The sequence below is a fragment of the Pseudomonas sp. ANT_J12 genome (assembly GCF_008370045.1).
GTDB lineage: Bacteria > Pseudomonadota > Gammaproteobacteria > Pseudomonadales > Pseudomonadaceae > Aquipseudomonas.
The window spans coordinates 176107-192226 of the sequence record NZ_VOBN01000011.1 but is presented as its reverse complement, the minus strand read 5'-3'; the positions used below and the strand labels follow the sequence as shown (position 1 = coordinate 192226).

General features: G+C 54.3%; 9 protein-coding genes and 2 pseudogenes. 6 read left to right on the top strand and 5 right to left on the bottom strand.

Annotated elements, in window-relative coordinates:
• Positions 1-126: 126 nt before the first annotated feature.
• The 3 genes and pseudogenes from FQ192_RS22215 to FQ192_RS22205 form a co-directional block, all read left to right on the top strand.
• Positions 127-1350: pseudogene (locus FQ192_RS22215) on the top strand (heavy metal translocating P-type ATPase); the annotation flags it as partial.
• A 114-nt stretch (positions 1351-1464) separates the two neighbouring features.
• Entirely contained in the window at positions 1465-1737 is a 273-nt protein-coding gene (locus tag FQ192_RS22210; protein ID WP_149660463.1) for a heavy-metal-associated domain-containing protein, read from the top strand.
• A gap of 108 nt (positions 1738-1845) precedes the next feature.
• Positions 1846-3885, top strand: coding sequence for a bifunctional DedA family/phosphatase PAP2 family protein (locus FQ192_RS22205; RefSeq protein ID WP_149660462.1), 2040 nt, complete (start codon positions 1846-1848; stop codon positions 3883-3885).
• A 65-nt stretch (positions 3886-3950) separates the two neighbouring features.
• On the opposite strand, the gene FQ192_RS22200 is transcribed toward FQ192_RS22205, so the two are convergent.
• Positions 3951-5141 carry an MFS transporter gene (locus FQ192_RS22200; protein ID WP_149660461.1) on the bottom strand — a complete coding sequence of 397 codons (1191 nt, stop codon included), beginning with the start codon at positions 5139-5141 and terminating at the stop codon, positions 3951-3953.
• Positions 5142-5356: 215 nt separating this feature from the next.
• A pseudogene (locus tag FQ192_RS34525) lies at positions 5357-6271 on the bottom strand (IS3 family transposase); the annotation flags it as partial.
• A 303-nt stretch (positions 6272-6574) separates the two neighbouring features.
• Here FQ192_RS34525 and FQ192_RS22185 point away from each other — a divergent pair.
• The 3 genes from FQ192_RS22185 (at position 6575) to FQ192_RS22175 (ending at position 9603) form a co-directional block, all read left to right on the top strand.
• Positions 6575-7042 (top strand): 3'-5' exoribonuclease, encoded by a 468-nt coding sequence (locus FQ192_RS22185; protein WP_149660458.1) that lies wholly within the window; start codon positions 6575-6577, stop codon positions 7040-7042.
• Between the two features lie 759 nt (positions 7043-7801).
• Positions 7802-8941: a sensor histidine kinase gene (locus FQ192_RS22180; protein ID WP_149660457.1), complete on the top strand. Its 1140-nt coding sequence runs from the start codon at positions 7802-7804 to the stop codon at positions 8939-8941.
• 209 nt (positions 8942-9150) lie between these two features.
• A complete protein-coding gene (locus FQ192_RS22175) occupies positions 9151-9603 on the top strand; it encodes a PAS domain-containing protein (protein WP_149660456.1) in 453 nt (150 codons plus the stop codon).
• 113 nt (positions 9604-9716) lie between these two features.
• On the opposite strand, the gene FQ192_RS22170 is transcribed toward FQ192_RS22175, so the two are convergent.
• The 3 genes from FQ192_RS22170 to FQ192_RS22160 all read right to left on the bottom strand — a co-directional run bounded on the left by FQ192_RS22170 (position 9717) and on the right by FQ192_RS22160 (position 15662).
• Positions 9717-10652 carry a diguanylate cyclase gene (locus FQ192_RS22170; RefSeq protein ID WP_306108898.1) on the bottom strand — a complete coding sequence of 312 codons (936 nt, stop codon included), beginning with the start codon at positions 10650-10652 and terminating at the stop codon, positions 9717-9719.
• An 11-nt stretch (positions 10653-10663) separates the two neighbouring features.
• Complete coding sequence (locus tag FQ192_RS22165) at positions 10664-15208, bottom strand: PAS domain S-box protein (RefSeq protein ID WP_149660454.1); 4545 nt, start codon at positions 15206-15208, stop codon at positions 10664-10666.
• Positions 15209-15308: 100 nt separating this feature from the next.
• Positions 15309-15662, bottom strand: coding sequence for a hypothetical protein (locus FQ192_RS22160; protein ID WP_149660453.1), 354 nt, complete (start codon positions 15660-15662; stop codon positions 15309-15311).
• Positions 15663-16120: the final 458 nt, after the last annotated feature.

Here is a 16120-nt window from a genome sequence, read left to right as displayed (position 1 = left end):
ACAGTGGCATTTTTATGCCAGCAAAATGGTAGGTGAGCTATTTATGTGCCACAGGTATAGAAATATGGGGCACCGCGTCTGGGATCAGGTGGTGACTTTGAGTGTGGGGTTCATGGAGCGTTTACGATGCAACGGCTGGCAGATGTGATTGCCAGTTACTTCGTGATTGTGGTGATTGCTATCGCCGCGCTGACTCTACTCGGCTGGGGGGTGTGGGGGCCCGAGCCAAGTTGGGTGTTCGGGCTGATCAACGCTGTCGCGGTCATGATCATCGCCTGTCCCTGTGCCCTTGGCCTAGCGACACCGATGTCAGTCATGGTTGCCACCGGCAAGGCTGCTGGCAGCGGCGTATTGTTTCGCGATGCCGCCGCCATCGAAAACCTGCGCAAGATAGACATCTTGATAGTCGACAAAACTGGCACCCTCACTGAAGGTCGACCAGCGTTCCATAGCGTCGAGGCCGTACCCGGATTTACTCAGGATGAAGTGTTGCGCCTGGCCGCAAGTCTCGATCAGGGCAGTGAGCATCCATTGGCCCACGCCATCGTCGAGCAGGCTCGTGCCGCAGGGCTAAAACTGGTGACACCTGAAACCTTCGAGTCAGCCTCAGGTATTGGTGTAAGCGGTCAGGTCGAGGGTCGCCGCCTGATGCTAGGCAATACCGCGTTGATGCAGGAGGCCGGCGTTTCCACAGAGAGCTTGCAAGTACATGCCGAGAAGCTACGCGGCGACGGTACGAGCATCATGTACCTGGCAGTCGATGGCGCCCTGGCGGGTTTGCTGGCTGTTGCCGACCCCATCAAACCCACCACGAAGCTGGCCGTCGAGCGTCTGCAGGCTGATGGCGTCAAGGTCATCATGGCCACTGGCGACGGCCTTACGACTGCTCGCTCGGTAGCTCGCCAGTTGGGCATCGAGGAGGTTCACGGCGAGGTCAAACCGCAAGATAAAGAACGTCTGATGGCATCTCTGCAACAAGCTGGACACCGGGTGGCGATGGCCGGCGACGGCATTAATGATGCCCCCGCACTGGCTCGCGCTGATGTAGGAATCGCCATGGGCACTGGCACTGACGTGGCGATGAACAGCGCCCAGGTCACCCTGGTCAAAGGCGATCTGCTCGGTATCCTGCGTGCTCGCAGCCTGTCAGTAGCAACGGTGAGAAATATGCACCAGAACCTGACCTTCGCCTTCCTTTACAACGCCATGGGTATTCCACTGGCTGCCGGCTTGTTCTTTCCACTTACCGGTCACCTTCTGTCACCGCTCATTGCCGCACTGGCCATGAGCGTGAGCTCGGCGTCGGTGGTATTCAACGCCTTGCGTCTGCGCCAGGCTTCCATTGATTGAGTGAAAACGACCGCTTGACCTTGCCATGGCAGCAAGGTTGAGGATAAGCCAACGCCGCAGAAAAGCCTCATGCGTCAGTCTTTCCATGATCAACTTTGTTGTGAGGAGTCACCAATGAAAACTGTTGAACTGCAAGTCCAAGGCATGAGCTGTGGTTCATGTGTCAAACATGTCACCGAAGCGCTGCGCCCAGTTGAAGGCGTGAGTGACGTAGCAGTGGATCTACAAGCCGGACGGGTGAAGGTCAGCGGCGATTCGGACAGCCATGCGCTGCTTGCGGCCCTGGAGAACGCGGGCTATCCAGCACAGCTGGCGACAGTGGAAAGCGTAGCGAGTAAGAAAACCTTGGGCTGTGGCGGGAACGGCGGCGGTTGCTGCTGTCGATAAACGCTCTGTTTAAAACTGGAGAACGCCCATGAGTACCAGACTGCTTATCGCTGTGCTCAAGACCCTGCTTATGAACGGGGTGGCCTAAACCGCTGAAGTCAGCGAAGGATGACGTCCTTGGTCACATCGGTCATCGAGTTTCTGACGGCGCATCCACAGGTCGCCTATCTGGCGGTGTTTCTTCTGGCACTTTCCGAGTCAATCCCGATTATCGGTGCCGTCGTTCCCGGCACAGCCGTAATCCTCGCACTCAGTGCCTTGGTGCCGAGCGGCGTATTATTGCTCTGGCCGTTGCTGGTCGCCGCCACGTTAGGTGCCATCGCGGGTGATGGTCTTTCGTTTTGGCTCGGGCATCGATACCATCGCGAGATTCTTGATATCTGGCCTTTTAACCGCCACCCGGAACTGACTCAGAGCAGCGAGGCCTTTTTCGAGCGTCACGGCGCCAAGAGTGTATTTCTCGCGCGCTTCGTACCAGGCGTCCGGGCCTTCATCCCGCTCCTCGCCGGCATGATGGGAATGGCCGTCAAGCGGTTTTATCTCGTCAATATTGCCTCGGCGTTTGCTTGGGCCCTGTCGCATATCCTGTCTGGCGTACTCGCAGGTGCGACGTTCAGCATTCTCGGAGCGGCCGCAAAGCCGCTCGCAATTTTGCTGGTGGTTCTCATGGCGGCGGGCTGGGCGCTCCTGCATATCGTGCGTTTGACGTTGCGTCGCGGTGTCCCTTACTTCATCGACGCACTGGGGCGGCTGAGGTACTGGGCCGGCACCCACGACACCTTGCTGAGCCGCAGTCTCACCCATTTACTCAATCCTTCGCAGCCTGAAGTACGGACTCTCGCATTGTCGGGTGTGCTTCTCGTCGGTGCAGCCTGGCTCTTCTTTGGCATCCTCGAAGATGTCGTCACCGGCGACCCATTGCTGCTCGCAGACAGCTCGATATACCACGCGCTTCAGGATCTTCGTACAGCACCAAGCGATGCGGTGATGATCGCTATTACAGAACTCGGCGACACCAAGGTTGTGGCGGCGGTCACGATCGTTGTCCTGCTGTGGCTGATATGGAAACGCGCATGGCGTACAGCTACCTATTGGCTGGTTGCGATTGTCGGCGCTTCGGCGCTCAACACCGTCATCAAAGTAGCGTTGCATCGAGTTCGCCCCGGTGAACTTCTCTACTCAGGGTGGAGCGCGTTCTCCTTCCCTAGCGGGCATAGCACGGTCAATGTCGTGCTCTACGGTTTCCTCACTTTTCTCATCGCGCGTGAGATCCATGCGGCATGGCGCCTTGCGGTCGTTCTCGGCGCAGCAACCCTGATATTTCTGATTGCATTCTCGCGCCTCTACCTCGGTGCGCATTGGTTTTCCGACGTACTCGGGGGGCTGGCATTCGGAGCGGCGTGGCTGGCCCAGCTCGGCCAGTCCTTTCTGAGGCGCCAAGCCGGACGCATTGATCCAATGGGCCTATTCACCGCCGGATGTTCAGCACTGATTCTTGTCGGAGGACTCAATATCTATCGTAGCCATGCGACCGACAGTGACCGATATGCCGTCAACGAAAGAACTCCGTCCATGGCCACCACCGATTGGTGGGAGGCGGGTTGGCAGCAACTGCCGGTACGGCGTATTGATCTGATGGGCGAGACGAATGAGCCGCTGACGTTCCAGTGGGCCGGTGATCTGAAAGACTTGCAAGATGTCCTGCAGAAAAATGAGTGGCGTGACTCAGCGGACTGGACGCTATTGAATACCCTGAATTGGCTTTCTGTCCAAACCGACCCGGCATTTCTTCCAGTTATTCCATTTTTCGCTGGTGGTCGCCTCCCCAGTCTGACGTTTGTTCGACCGAGTGGTGCAGACGCACTTACCCGCTCACGCCTCGTGCTTCGAGTGTGGGTCGTCGATATCGAGCTCACGAACGGGCGTACTTCACCGCTGTGGATGGGATCAGTTGTGGAGGAGCGTTTCTATCATCCCCTATCCCTCCTCACGGTGACGTCGACACAGCCTGGTATGAATGCGCCACGGAGCAAGCTAGCTGCCGTTTTTGACGATGGACGGCTCCTACCTCGAACCCTTGGGACGGCAGACGGGGATTGGGATGGCAAAGTCCTGTTAGCTCACCATGCTGAGCCTACTTACTACTGACACACGCTGTTCAACAAGTGAGCTGCTAAATCAGATCGAAACTCTTCAGCTCTTTGCCTAAGGAATTATTGTTTCTTAAGTAACAGTAAGAGCAGAGCTGTTGCGGCAAGAAATGCCCCCATGAGGAACGTGCTGTCTGATCCAATGCTTTGCCATAGCCAGCCCGCAAGAGCGCTGGCGATCAGCATGCATGCACCGCTAACTAGATTGAAAATGCCGAAGGCGGTGCCCTTGAGTTTTCCAGGCGCTTTATCGGCTACCAGCGAGGCAAGAATGCCTTGGCTGAATCCCATATGAAGCCCCCACAACGCAACGCCCAGCATCATCGTGATGATAGAACTGGACTGAGCAAGCACCAGATCCGCTAAGACGAGTAATCCCATACCCACACAGAGCAGTTTCGTGCGACTGATACGATCAGATAGCCAACCGGCAGGGTAAGCGGACAACGTATAGAAAAGTGCCATTACTACCATCACCAACGGAATCCAGGTAACTGACAAGCCTAACTGTTGCGCCCGTAATACCAGAAACGCTTCACTAAACCGGGCAAGCGTAAACACCCCGCCCACGACGACAACCCACCAATACCCAACGGAGAAGTCGTGAAGGACTCTCCAATGAATTGGAGATCGAAATTTGTGTTCTCCGGAGTCGTGTATGGGCTCTTTTACTCCGGTGACAATGAGAGCCACCGCTATAGCTGCCGGAATCACTGCAACCCACAGTACAAGCTGTATATCTGCGAGCCACAACATCAGCAAGATGGCCAGAGCAGGGCCAAGAACGGCCCCGACGGTATCCATCGATTGACGCAACCCAAAGCAGGCCCCACGGATCTCTGGTGGCGAAACATCTGCGACGAGGGCATCTCGCGGTGCACCACGAATGCCTTTGCCGATACGATCCAGAAAGCGTGCTGTGAAGACCACTTCAACTGAGTGGGCCAGAGGAAAAAGCGGCTTGGTCAGGGCAGCCAAACCATACCCAAGCAACAGAAGCCCTTTGCGCCGACCAATAAAGTCGCTGATGGCGCCAGAGAATATCTTGACGAGCATGGCGGTCGACTCGGCGATCCCCTCGATTACCCCAACAGTCAATGCACTCGCACCTAATGTGGTGACCAAAAACACGGGAAGTAAGCTGTGTACCAACTCAGACGATAGATCCATAAACAGGCTGACAAAGCCCAACGCCCAGATCGTGCGCGGAATAGGAAGAGGCTCAGCTTTGATACTTGAACATCCGCTACTCATATTTTCATCCTGTAATCATCGGCACCGAGAGGAGACTGAGGATGCTATTTAGCAGTGCTTGTAGACGAACCAAACGCCCGCCAGGGTTGCTTCCGAAATTAGGAAGATGAACACCGCTCCCCACTTTGCACACTGGGCGATTTAAGATCCCACGCAAGCATTCTAGGCTTTCCACTGCATCATTAACTTGATGTAGCGTAGTGACCACAACAGGCAGTAGGTAGCTGGTCACCAAAACGCTTTTCCACGCTTTCCAGCATCAAGTCGCGGATATCATCACCGCTGTACCCCGTCGGGCTCGCGACCCAGCCGATGGCCTCGCGATCACAGCAGTCCAGGGCGAAGGTGACGCTCAGTTTGGCGCCGTCCTCGCAGCGGAACTCAAAGCCGTCCGAGCACCAACGTGTATCGCTGGTTTTCACGGCAATACAGCCTTCGTGCCGACGCGGCACGCCGGGCTGTTTGATCCGGCGTTCAAGCAGCAGATTGTGATCACGCATGACCCGGTAAACCCGTTTCACGTTGATCGCGGGCAGCGACCGCTTTTCACGTGCACGACGCAGCAGTCCCCAGACGCGACTGTATCCATAGCTGGGCAGTTCGCTGACCTGTTGCTGGATTTCAACCACCAGATGAGCATCGTCCACAGGCCTGCGGCGCCGTACTTTGGGCGATACCGATTGCTTGATTCGAACCGTTAATTGCGAGCGCGCCACACCGAGACATTCACTGACCAGCTTCACTGGTCGTCCCCCGGCAACAAGGGTGAGTGCGCAATCCATTTTCGCGGCCGGGCGATCTCCACGGCCTCTTTAAGGATTTCTGCTTCCATCGTTTTCTTGCACAGCATCCGTTGCAGTTCACGGATCTGCTTGAGCGCCGCTCAGCACGGAAGCAGGCACCACGGCCTCGCCAGCACTGACCGCCGACAGGCTGCCGTCCTGGTACATCTTGCGCCACAGGAACAACTGGTTGGCATTGATGCCGTTACGCCGAGCCACCACCGAAACGCTTTGCCCGGGCTCAAGGCTCTCGCGAACCATGGCCAGTTTTTGCTCCGGGCTCCAGCGGCGTCGCCGCTCCTGACCCAAAAGCTCTCCATTCTTATCGTTGCTGTTAGTGATAAGCATAACCGTTTGCCTATCCCTTATCGTAAGGGGGAAACGGTGTCCTGTCTTTCATGGGGCTCGTTCACGATCCGAAAGCGCCCAATCGCTCTTAGGTAATTTTCAGTATATTCAGGGCTTCCTGACTCACCCTATCGGTGGACAAGTGTTCAACGACTGGTCTAGACGGAGGGGCTACGCTACCCCACATCTCTGCTACCACTTTGAGCAGCCCGTCTGAGCCAAAATGCTCAAGGGCCATCTCCCACAGCAGAGCTTCCTGCGACATATCCAGGCAACCCCTAGTCATTACGGAGTTCTAACGCCATGCGGCTCTTTCTTGATTGCGAACTTACTCAGCTCTCGGCGGCAGCAAAGCTTATTTCGCTGGCGTTGGTGGCCGAGGATGGACGCGAATTCTACGCGGAATTGATCGACACATGGCGAGAAGCAGACTGCAGCGACTTCGTAATCAAGATCGTCCTTCCGCAGCTCTGGGGCGGAAGCTATGCACTACCCATCATTGGCGCAAGGTCAGCACTGTTCGAGTTCCTCACGTCGTTCGACGAAGCCCTGGAGATTGTCACAGACGCCCCACAGTACGACTGGGAGCTTTTCTGTGAACTAGCGTATGACGATGGGAAATGGCCAAGAAATGTCCGAAATCACCCTGTTGATGCTAACACTTTGAGGGTTATAAACGATGGGGTACCGCTTCCACATCACGCTCTCTTGGATGCCCGTATCATCGCCGGCATGTTCGCGCTAAGGAGTCCAAATCAAGGGCTACCCTGATCGACCATATCGATCAGCAGTGTCTGTTGATTATCGAGTGGAGTGAAGGGAAGTATGAAATGGAAGGCACCCACAATGGAGGCAGGCGTATCACCGGATCAGTCATTGAGCCAAGATTCTTCCCGTACAGATGATGACTCCAGGAAGTTTCTGTGACCCAATGGCCACAAAGTCAAAGATAATCGAACGCCCGTTCGTTGTGTATTGCGTCGATCAGACCGGCGCCAGCACGGCTCACACCCCCTGCTCTTGGGAAAGTTAATTGTGAAGCAACGAAAAATCGCTCGCAAAAACTGTACAAAAACTGAAATTGTACAAACACCTTCAAGCTCGGAAATAAAATGTCTATTCAGAACGACTTATAGCTTTTGCACAAAATTGGAGACTTTCAAAGGGTTTCGTTACTCGCAGGTCATGCAAATCTGGGCAGATGGCGCGGGATAGAGGCAGCGACCTCCCCCGCAATTCTATCTGCCCAAGAGCAGATGCGCGGTCACGTCCCAGGGAAGAGCTTGATGACATCCAACCAGTCAACTCCAAACCCTCGCAACAAAGCTGATACGCCCTGCCCGAAAATGACGAGGATCACCGGCTTTGGAGGTTTCGCTGAGTACGGTAACTCCTCAAATCTGCTTTGGTAATGAACAGGCTCGCGGTCTGTCATAGAAGCCAAGTGACTTAATCAGTGCTCTAATTCAGCACACGCTGTTCCGCTCCCGCTTTCGACGTCTATTACGACTCCCTACCTGGATCACCGGCATGCGCCTGTCTGACTTCATCATCAAGAACCTTGAGCCGATTCTGCAAGCTTGGGAAGACTTCGCTCGAACCATTGAGGTACCCGGCGAAGCACTGGATTCCAAAGCATTGCGGGATCATGCAGAACAGATGCTGCGAGCTATTGCGCTAGACCTGCGCACATACCAGTCCGCCCAAGAGCAAATAGCCAAGGCCCACGGCAATGCACCTACGGAGGAGTTGGAGACTGCTGCCGAAACCCATGCGGTGACTCGTTTAATGGCGGGTTTCACGCTGGATCAAATGGTTTCTGAGTATCGTGCACTTAGGTCGAGCGTTCTAAGTCAATGGCTGGGTCGGATGAAGGCAGGGACAGTTTTGGAAGTGGACGATATGATCCGCTTCAACGAAGCCATAGACCAAGCGCTCGCAGAATCTATTGCTAGCTACTCGCGTGCAGTAGAGGCGTCACGCAACGTTTTTTTAGGCATCCTTGGCCATGATTTGCGCACGCCACTGGGTGCCATTTTGCTGGGTTCCGATGTTTTGCGGCGCTCGAATGATCTAGGAGCACGTAAGAGTAAAATTGCATTGGGGATATACACCAGTGTCAGACGAGCCAGCCAGATCGTCGACGACTTGCTAGATCTTACCCGCTGCCAAATGGGCCCGGGGATTCCCGTCAAAAAGGAGAATATCGACCTATTGCCACGATGCACACGCATAGTTGAAGAGATCCGAACCTTTCATCCAAGCGCGGATATCATCTTGACAGCGGGTACATTAGCTCGCGGTGAATTCGATGGCGCCCGCATGGAGCAAGTTTTTTCTAACCTGCTCAGTAATGCTGTGCAGCATGGTGATCTGCAGTTTCCGATCAGGGTTTCACTGGAGGTAACAGGCGGCAGCGTCGTTTTCTCCGTCCATAATTTCGGGGAGCCTATACCGGAAGATACTTTGCCCTTCATCTTTAATCCTATGGCTCGCTTCTCTCAGAACACCTCACTTGAGCTAGGCCCTAGCACCGGCCTAGGCCTAGGTCTGTACATAGCTTCGGAGATCGTGACCGCGCACTCGGGAACTTTAGATGTGGCGTCCAACAGAGCGCAAGGAACCACTTTTTTTGTGAAAATCCCTTTAGGGAGGGATCAAGATAAATGACCAGCACTCAAGCATTGTGCGCCGGCAAAGGGGATCCAACGACTGCTCAGCCTAAGTGTCAGCAACCATTAAGACTGCGCAGTTGAGCAGAACGGGCCTTCGCCCAGTCCAACAAGGGCAAAAGCAGAAAAAAAGCCAGCGATTTCTAGAAAGCGCTCAGATGCGCCAGGTTGTTCTAGACTGATGTCCTATTCAATTGGGTTCAAAAAATGATCAACGCAGAACTGCTAAAACTGGTGATTGAGGCATCCAACGATGGCATCGTGGTGGCAGAGCAGGAAGGCGACGAGAACATCCTGATCTACGCTAACCCTGCCTTCCAGCGTCTCACTGGATACGGCCTTGACGACATCCTGTATCAGGACTGCCGTTTCCTGCAGGGTGATGACCGTGACCAAACCGGCTTGGCAGCAATCCGAGAAGCGATAAGAAACCGTCACCCCTGCCGACAAATCATTCGCAATTATCGCAAGGACGGTAGTGCCTTCTGGAATGAACTGTCGATTACCCCAGTATTCAACGACGCAGACCATCTCACTTACTACATCGGTATCCAGAAGGACGTCAGCGCCCAAGTTGATACTAGCGAGCGCGTTCGCGAACTGGAAGCTGAAGTCTCACAGTTGAAGATCCAACTGGCTCAATTGCAATACAAAATCTGAATGCATCTTATCTTGACGGGTTAGCGCACCAGAGCGTTTCCACTCGCACATATAACCCAATGCACCAAACCAGTAGCGCCAACCAAAAATGCAATTAGCAGCGGAAAAACTCCTCAACTGGATGACATCACAGATGAACATACCCGCGCCCTACCCGCGTTCTTAGCTTCGTAGAGTTGCTTGTCCGCAGCTTCTATCAAAGCCTCGAATCCTTGTTCGCCAGTAGGCGTCAATGTTGCCACGCCTAGAGAGATAGTCATCACGCGATCGACATCAGAAGCAGAATGCTCGATGCCCAGCGATCGGACACGCTTTTGCATTCTTTCTGCAATGTCGACCGCACCCGAAAGAACGGTATTGGGCAGAACGCAGGCGAACTCTTCGCCACCATACCGAGCGACTAGGTCGTAGGGCCGTCTAACCGTTTCAGATAACGCTTGAGCAATGGATTTCAAGCAGCCATCTCCAGCCTGGTGCCCGTACTGGTCGTTGTAGCGTTTGAAATAGTCGACATCCACCAAAATGAGCGATAGCGGCTTTTGCTCTCGAAAGCACAGACGCCAATCCGCCAATATGTCCTCATTAAATTTGCGTCGATTGGCCACCCCAGTAAGACCATCTATCAACGCCATGGAACGCAGCAGATCGCTTTGTAGTTTCAGGGTTAGATGTGTTCGTACCCGTGCTTTAACAATGACCGGATTGATGGGTTTGGTGATGAAGTCCACCGCGCCAAGCTCCAGACCTAGCACTTCATCTGACTCCTGCTGCTGTGCGGTAATGAAAATGATGGGGATGCCCCGAGTCGCAGGATCAACCTGGAGTCGACGGCATACTTCATGCCCGTCCATGCCCTCCATGACCACGTCCAGAAGAATCAAATCAGGTAGCTGGGTCTGGCATACGCTGATTGCCTGCTCACCGCTGGTGGCCATGAAAACATCACAGTCCTCACGAAATAGCTCATGCAGTACCCGGATGTTAGTCGGTTGGTCGTCGACAATAAGGAGTTTTGGACGGTTAAAGGAATGCGGTAGCCAGGTTTCCATTGATTGTTCCATCAGGCAGATCTCAACAGGTCATGACCAATCGGCATCGCAGCTGAGAAGTCTAGCGACTGCACCCTGAGAACCAGTTCGTCGAACTGTGGGCGCAGGGATTGCGGCATTTTTGATGCCAATGCGTCTGCAAGCTCTATGGCTTGAAGGTTACCCGCTTCCAACAACAACAAAATCTCCTCTAGGGCCTCTTTCCATTGCGCCGGAGCCATGGAATCGTCGTCAGCACTGCTTTTTACACGCAGGCTCTGGCCAAAATCGACATTCATTTGCTCAAGGCTTTGTTGCAGTAACCTGCTCAACTCGTCAAACCATGTTGGGTCGACCAAGAGGCTCGCTACAGACTCTGCATCTCCGTGTTTTAGTGTGTGCTCCAGGTTGCCGGCCAGTTGCGACACCGCCTTGGCACCCATGGTGCCGCTGCTACCTTTAATGGTATGGAGCACAAAAGCGGCCCCCGAAGCATCTTGCCGCTGGATCTGATCGCGCAACCGAACAAGTTGTTTTTCCATCTCTGGGCCAAAGGTACGTAGCACCTTGCGGATCAAATCGAGGTCACCACCAAAGCGGTCAATAGTTGATGACCGAGACTCTATAACGCTTTCTCCTGTATTGACTTGTCCCACGGTTAAAGATGCCTGGCCATCTTCACAGCCCGCTTGAAAGAGCAACGTTACGACGAGTTGCTCTAGGTCTATAGGTTTGCCGACATGATCATTCATCCCCGCAGCAAGACAGGCTTCACGGTCGGTATTGGAGGCATTTGCGGTCATCGCCACAATCGGCAACGTTGCAAAGCGCGGATTCGATCGAATGCGACGGGTCGCCTCCAAGCCATCAATATCTGGCATCTGGATATCCATTAATACGACGTCGAAGGGCACACGCTCATTCATCACCTTGCTCACACCTTCCAGCCCACCTTCGGACAGCGTTACCTGAGCGCCTTCCCTTGTCAGTAACTCATCGGCGACCTGGCGATTGAGCATGTTGTCTTCCACCACCAATAGTCGCAGCCCGGCCAGACGCTGTGGCCTGTCAACCGTTGACCGAGGGAGGGGGGAATGCAGCAGGTCTTTGCCCTTGAGTGCTCGCTGAACAGCGTCGGCTAGCTGCTTGGGAGTGACAGGTTTGGTGAGAAAACCCACGAAGGGGGCGTCTCCTGCATGGTGGGCGTCGGCCAATATTTCGCGGCCGTAAGCAGTGATCATAATGACCATCGGAGGTGGCAAACCGTTACCCTGCTGATGGATCAATTGCGCAGCGCTTAGCCCATCCATATCGGACATCCGCCAGTCCATCAGCACCACGTCGTAGGCTTCACCTAGCGCCTGGGCTTTCTTCACCCATTCCACCGCTTGCGTGCCACCACTCACGCGATCAGCTTTCCATCCCAATGCATGAACGGTTCGCAACAGCAATTCACCCGCCATGGCGTTGTCGTCGACGACTAGAATCCGTAAGGACACATCGACTCCAGTACAGGCCGATCTCAACAGTGACGTTGGCGCTACATCCAGAGTGATATCGAACCAGAAACGACTCCCGACTCCCTGCTGGCTCTCTACGTGAAGTTCACCACCCATCAAGGTGACTAACCGCTTGCAGATCACCAGGCCAAGGCCTGTGCCTCCAAAACGTCGGGAAGTTGAAGCCTCGGCCTGAGTGAAGCCTTCAAAAATACGCTGAAGCTGTTCCGGGCTGATACCGATGCCGGTATCAGAAACGGCGATGCGCAAACTCACAGCATTTTCCGTGCGTTTCAGTTGTTGAACGCTGACCACGACCTGGCCTTCGAGAGTGAACTTGAGGGCATTACCCGCCAGATTGATCAGCACCTGTTGCAGTCGCAGGCTATCGCCGATCAGATCGTTGGGTAAATTGGAGTCCAGGTCGAACATGACCTCAACCTCCTTCTCGCCTTGGTTACCTGCCAATACAACGGCGAGGTCACGCATGACCGGTTCAAGTTCGAAAGGATGCACATCGAGTTGCAGTTTGCCCGCCTCAATCTTGGAGTAATCGAGGATGTCATTGAGCAAGCCCAGCAGTGATTTCGCAGCGGTTTGCGCTTTGGTCACATAATCGAGCTGGCGATCATTCAGGTCAGTGTTCTGAACCAACTGCAACATACCCAGCACAGCATTCATTGGCGTACGTATTTCATGGCTCATGTTAGCCAGAAAAGCAGACTTAGCCGCACTTGCCCCATCAGCCTGTTCTTTGGCGTAATGCAGGCGCGACTCGAGTTCGCGCTGGGCAGTGATGTCCCGATTGATGCCCGTCACGCGCAAAGCCACACCAGCATAATCCCGTTCAATTTGCGCACCAGCTTGGATAAAGCGGATCTGACCGTCAGGACTAACGACACGGAAAATTGTGTCGTACACATCAGTACCTTCAACAGCGGCATTCAGCTTTGCAGCCGCAGCCACGACATCCTCGGGGTGAACACGCGAGTACCAGTGCTCATAGCTCAGACCGATACTGCGCAATGTCAGCGGCTGATCGTAAAACTCGAACATGCGGTCATTCCACAGCAAGGAATTGTCCGCCAACGTCCAAGACCAGATGCCCAGTTCTGCTACTTCGGCAGCCATCAGCAACTGATCATGGATCGCCATCAGTTCACTACGTTGTTTCTGTGTCGCCTTAAGGCTCGCAGCCAGCTCCTTTTCTGCCGCTTTACGTTCTGTGATGTCTACCGCAATACCCAGGTAACCGCTCAATACCCCATCGGCATCGCGCATGGAGGTGACCACTAGCGTGACAGGAAACCGCGAGCCATCCTTGCGTATGTAAGTCCACTCTCGGGTTTCTGCGCCTTCAAGCTCAGGTTTATGGGCAAACACACGGAAACCGTCGATTGTCTGAGCGCACTCCTCGCTCAACTCTACGCCACGGGCAGCGACGTCTTCGGGTATATGGAAGAGCGCCGGGGTGTTTTTGCCCACTACCTCATCGGCGTCATAACCCAACAAATGTTCGGCGCCTTTGTTGAACACACGGATAACGCCATCGAGATCCGTCGCAATTATCGAGACTTCAGTGGCCGAGCGCAGCACGGTACCCAACAACAGATTTAGATGTCGCAACTCAGACGTTCGCTGCGCAACCTGCTCCTCTAGGTTAGAATTGAGCTCGAGAATTTGGGCCTCTGCTGCTTTTTTTGCCGAGATATCCCTCAACGTCTTGGACGCGCCAATGACACGACCACCTTCGTCATAAATGGGGGAGATGCTGGCGGAGACATCGATCAGCCGACTATCTTTTCGGCGGCGTTGAGTGTCAAAACTGGTGATGCGCTCTCCTGCCCTTATGCTGGTAAGGATATGGGTTTCGTCAGCTACGAGTTCCTCAGGAACAATCAAGCTGATCAACGTCTGGCCGACGGCCTCCTCGGCGGTATAACCAAACAGATGCTCGGCGCCCTTGTTCCAGTTGGTGACGACTCCATCGAGTGTTTTTCCAATAATGCCATCAGCCGAACTTTCGACGATGGCGGCCAACCTTGCCTGCTCGGCAAAGATTTGACGTCTGCGTTGACGGCTGACACTCACGACACCAGCCAGAGTCGCCAGAAGAAGAGTGAGCAAACCGCCCATCAACAGAACGAGCGTTGGTGAAACCTGATGCAAGCGCTGGATGAACAATGGATTTGCGCCGAGTTCAATTTGCCATCGCCTCCCGTATACGTCACGCTCCAGCCGGTGGGTCACTTGCGTTTGGGGGCTAGTCGGGTCGTTACTGCTTTCATAAAACAGTTTCTCTTGCCCGGGGACAGTGATATCCCTCAATCGCAGATGCACCGTCTCATTTTCTATGCGAAGCCCTTTGAGCACCTCCGCAGTCTGCAACACAACATAGCTCCAGCCAAAAGCAGCTGCCTCTCGTTCAGCAGCGGTCGCCGGAGTCACTCCGCCGCGAAAGATGGGCATCAACACCAGGAAAGACTGCTGCGGTTTTCCTATGGCCTGTATCAGCGTGATGGGCCCAGTGATCCGTGGCACACCGCTTTGTATCGCGGATTGTGCCGCCTCTCGCCGCGATGTTTCCGAAGCGATGTCCAAGCCAATGGCGGGCTGATTACCCTCCACCGGCTCAACATACTGGACAACGTAACGCTCGCCAGAATGGGGAGAAAATTGACGAATAGAAAAGTCAGCTTTGCTGTCAGCTCGAGCGTGCTTGAGAAACTCGCTTTCATCCTGTTCAGGCACGCGCCTGATAAAGCCTAAGGCACTCGCGCCAGGGAACTCGGCAACGAGGTCGCGCGTTTGGTTATAGCGGTCAAAAACCTCGCGGCTGATACCATTCTCACCCGCTGTCAGCAACGCACCACGAGCGCCTCGCAATCCATATTGGTAAAGATTGAGGCGAGCCAAAACAACATCTGCGGCTTCTTCGGTAGCCGCTATGATCGCTTCCTGAGTCTGCTGCTCGTTGGTACGTTCAAGGGCCCAGCCGCCAAGAATGCTTGCCCCTAACCCGACAACCAGAGTGATAACTACCCCCCAGCTCAATGCAAAAACCTTATGCTTTCTCACCCGCTCTGTCCCTTTGCAGAAGGCTTTTAAGCCTTCAATATTAAAGATCGAACCCTGTTGGGGGGCCGCGAGATGTCCAACCTGCAAGCCCCAAATACGCTTAGGTCAAGCCGGCTAATCGTTGAAGTCTTTCAATGTCTGCTTCGGGCTCACCGTTGTTGATGGCAGCGGCAAGGCGCATCACCACTTGTTCGCGGCGGACTTGCATGGGCGGCAAGGCATAGATAGCACCTATCAGCTCACGTAGAACCATTGGTAACCCCCAACTTGCTTTCAAGCGAATGGCAAAAGGCGCTGCAAAATCAGGGAAAGCATGCGTGAGCGTTTCTTCGGTCACGCTATTGCCCTGGTTCTCCCATTTCTGAGTTTGGTACAGCACACAGAGTTCGCCCATGCGGTGCAACAGGGCGGCACTTTGCAGCGGCGCGGGATCCAGACCGCTTTGTTGAGCCAACCGGGCGGATGCTCAACACGAGCTGTTTTAAAAGATCTGATATCCAGGGGTCATCATCCAGAATCATCACTCGCATTCGGTAATCCTCACTGGATTGACGCGCAACTTCGCAACGTCTTAGTGGCTGACTAGCAGCCAACAGCAACGATAGTCGACGCTGAGGTCAGAGGGAGGGGTTGTAACCGAGCGAATTTGAGTAAGTCACGGCAATTTCCCTTTGACTGATGGCTAGATGGCATCCTTGAAAGGTTGAATCTATTCCTGACCAGCTAACTATACAAGCAAGCAAACAGCTCGCAGGTGAAAAGGAATGCGGAGGTTAATGCATGAACGCCGCAATGGCGGAATTGCTTGAGTGGTTCCATTGAGTCGATAACGATGTGGGTCGATCAGAGGGGATCCACTGGCGTTTCAAGCACCGTCCTTGGTGCTATCGCCACGCTCGACTTGAATACCGA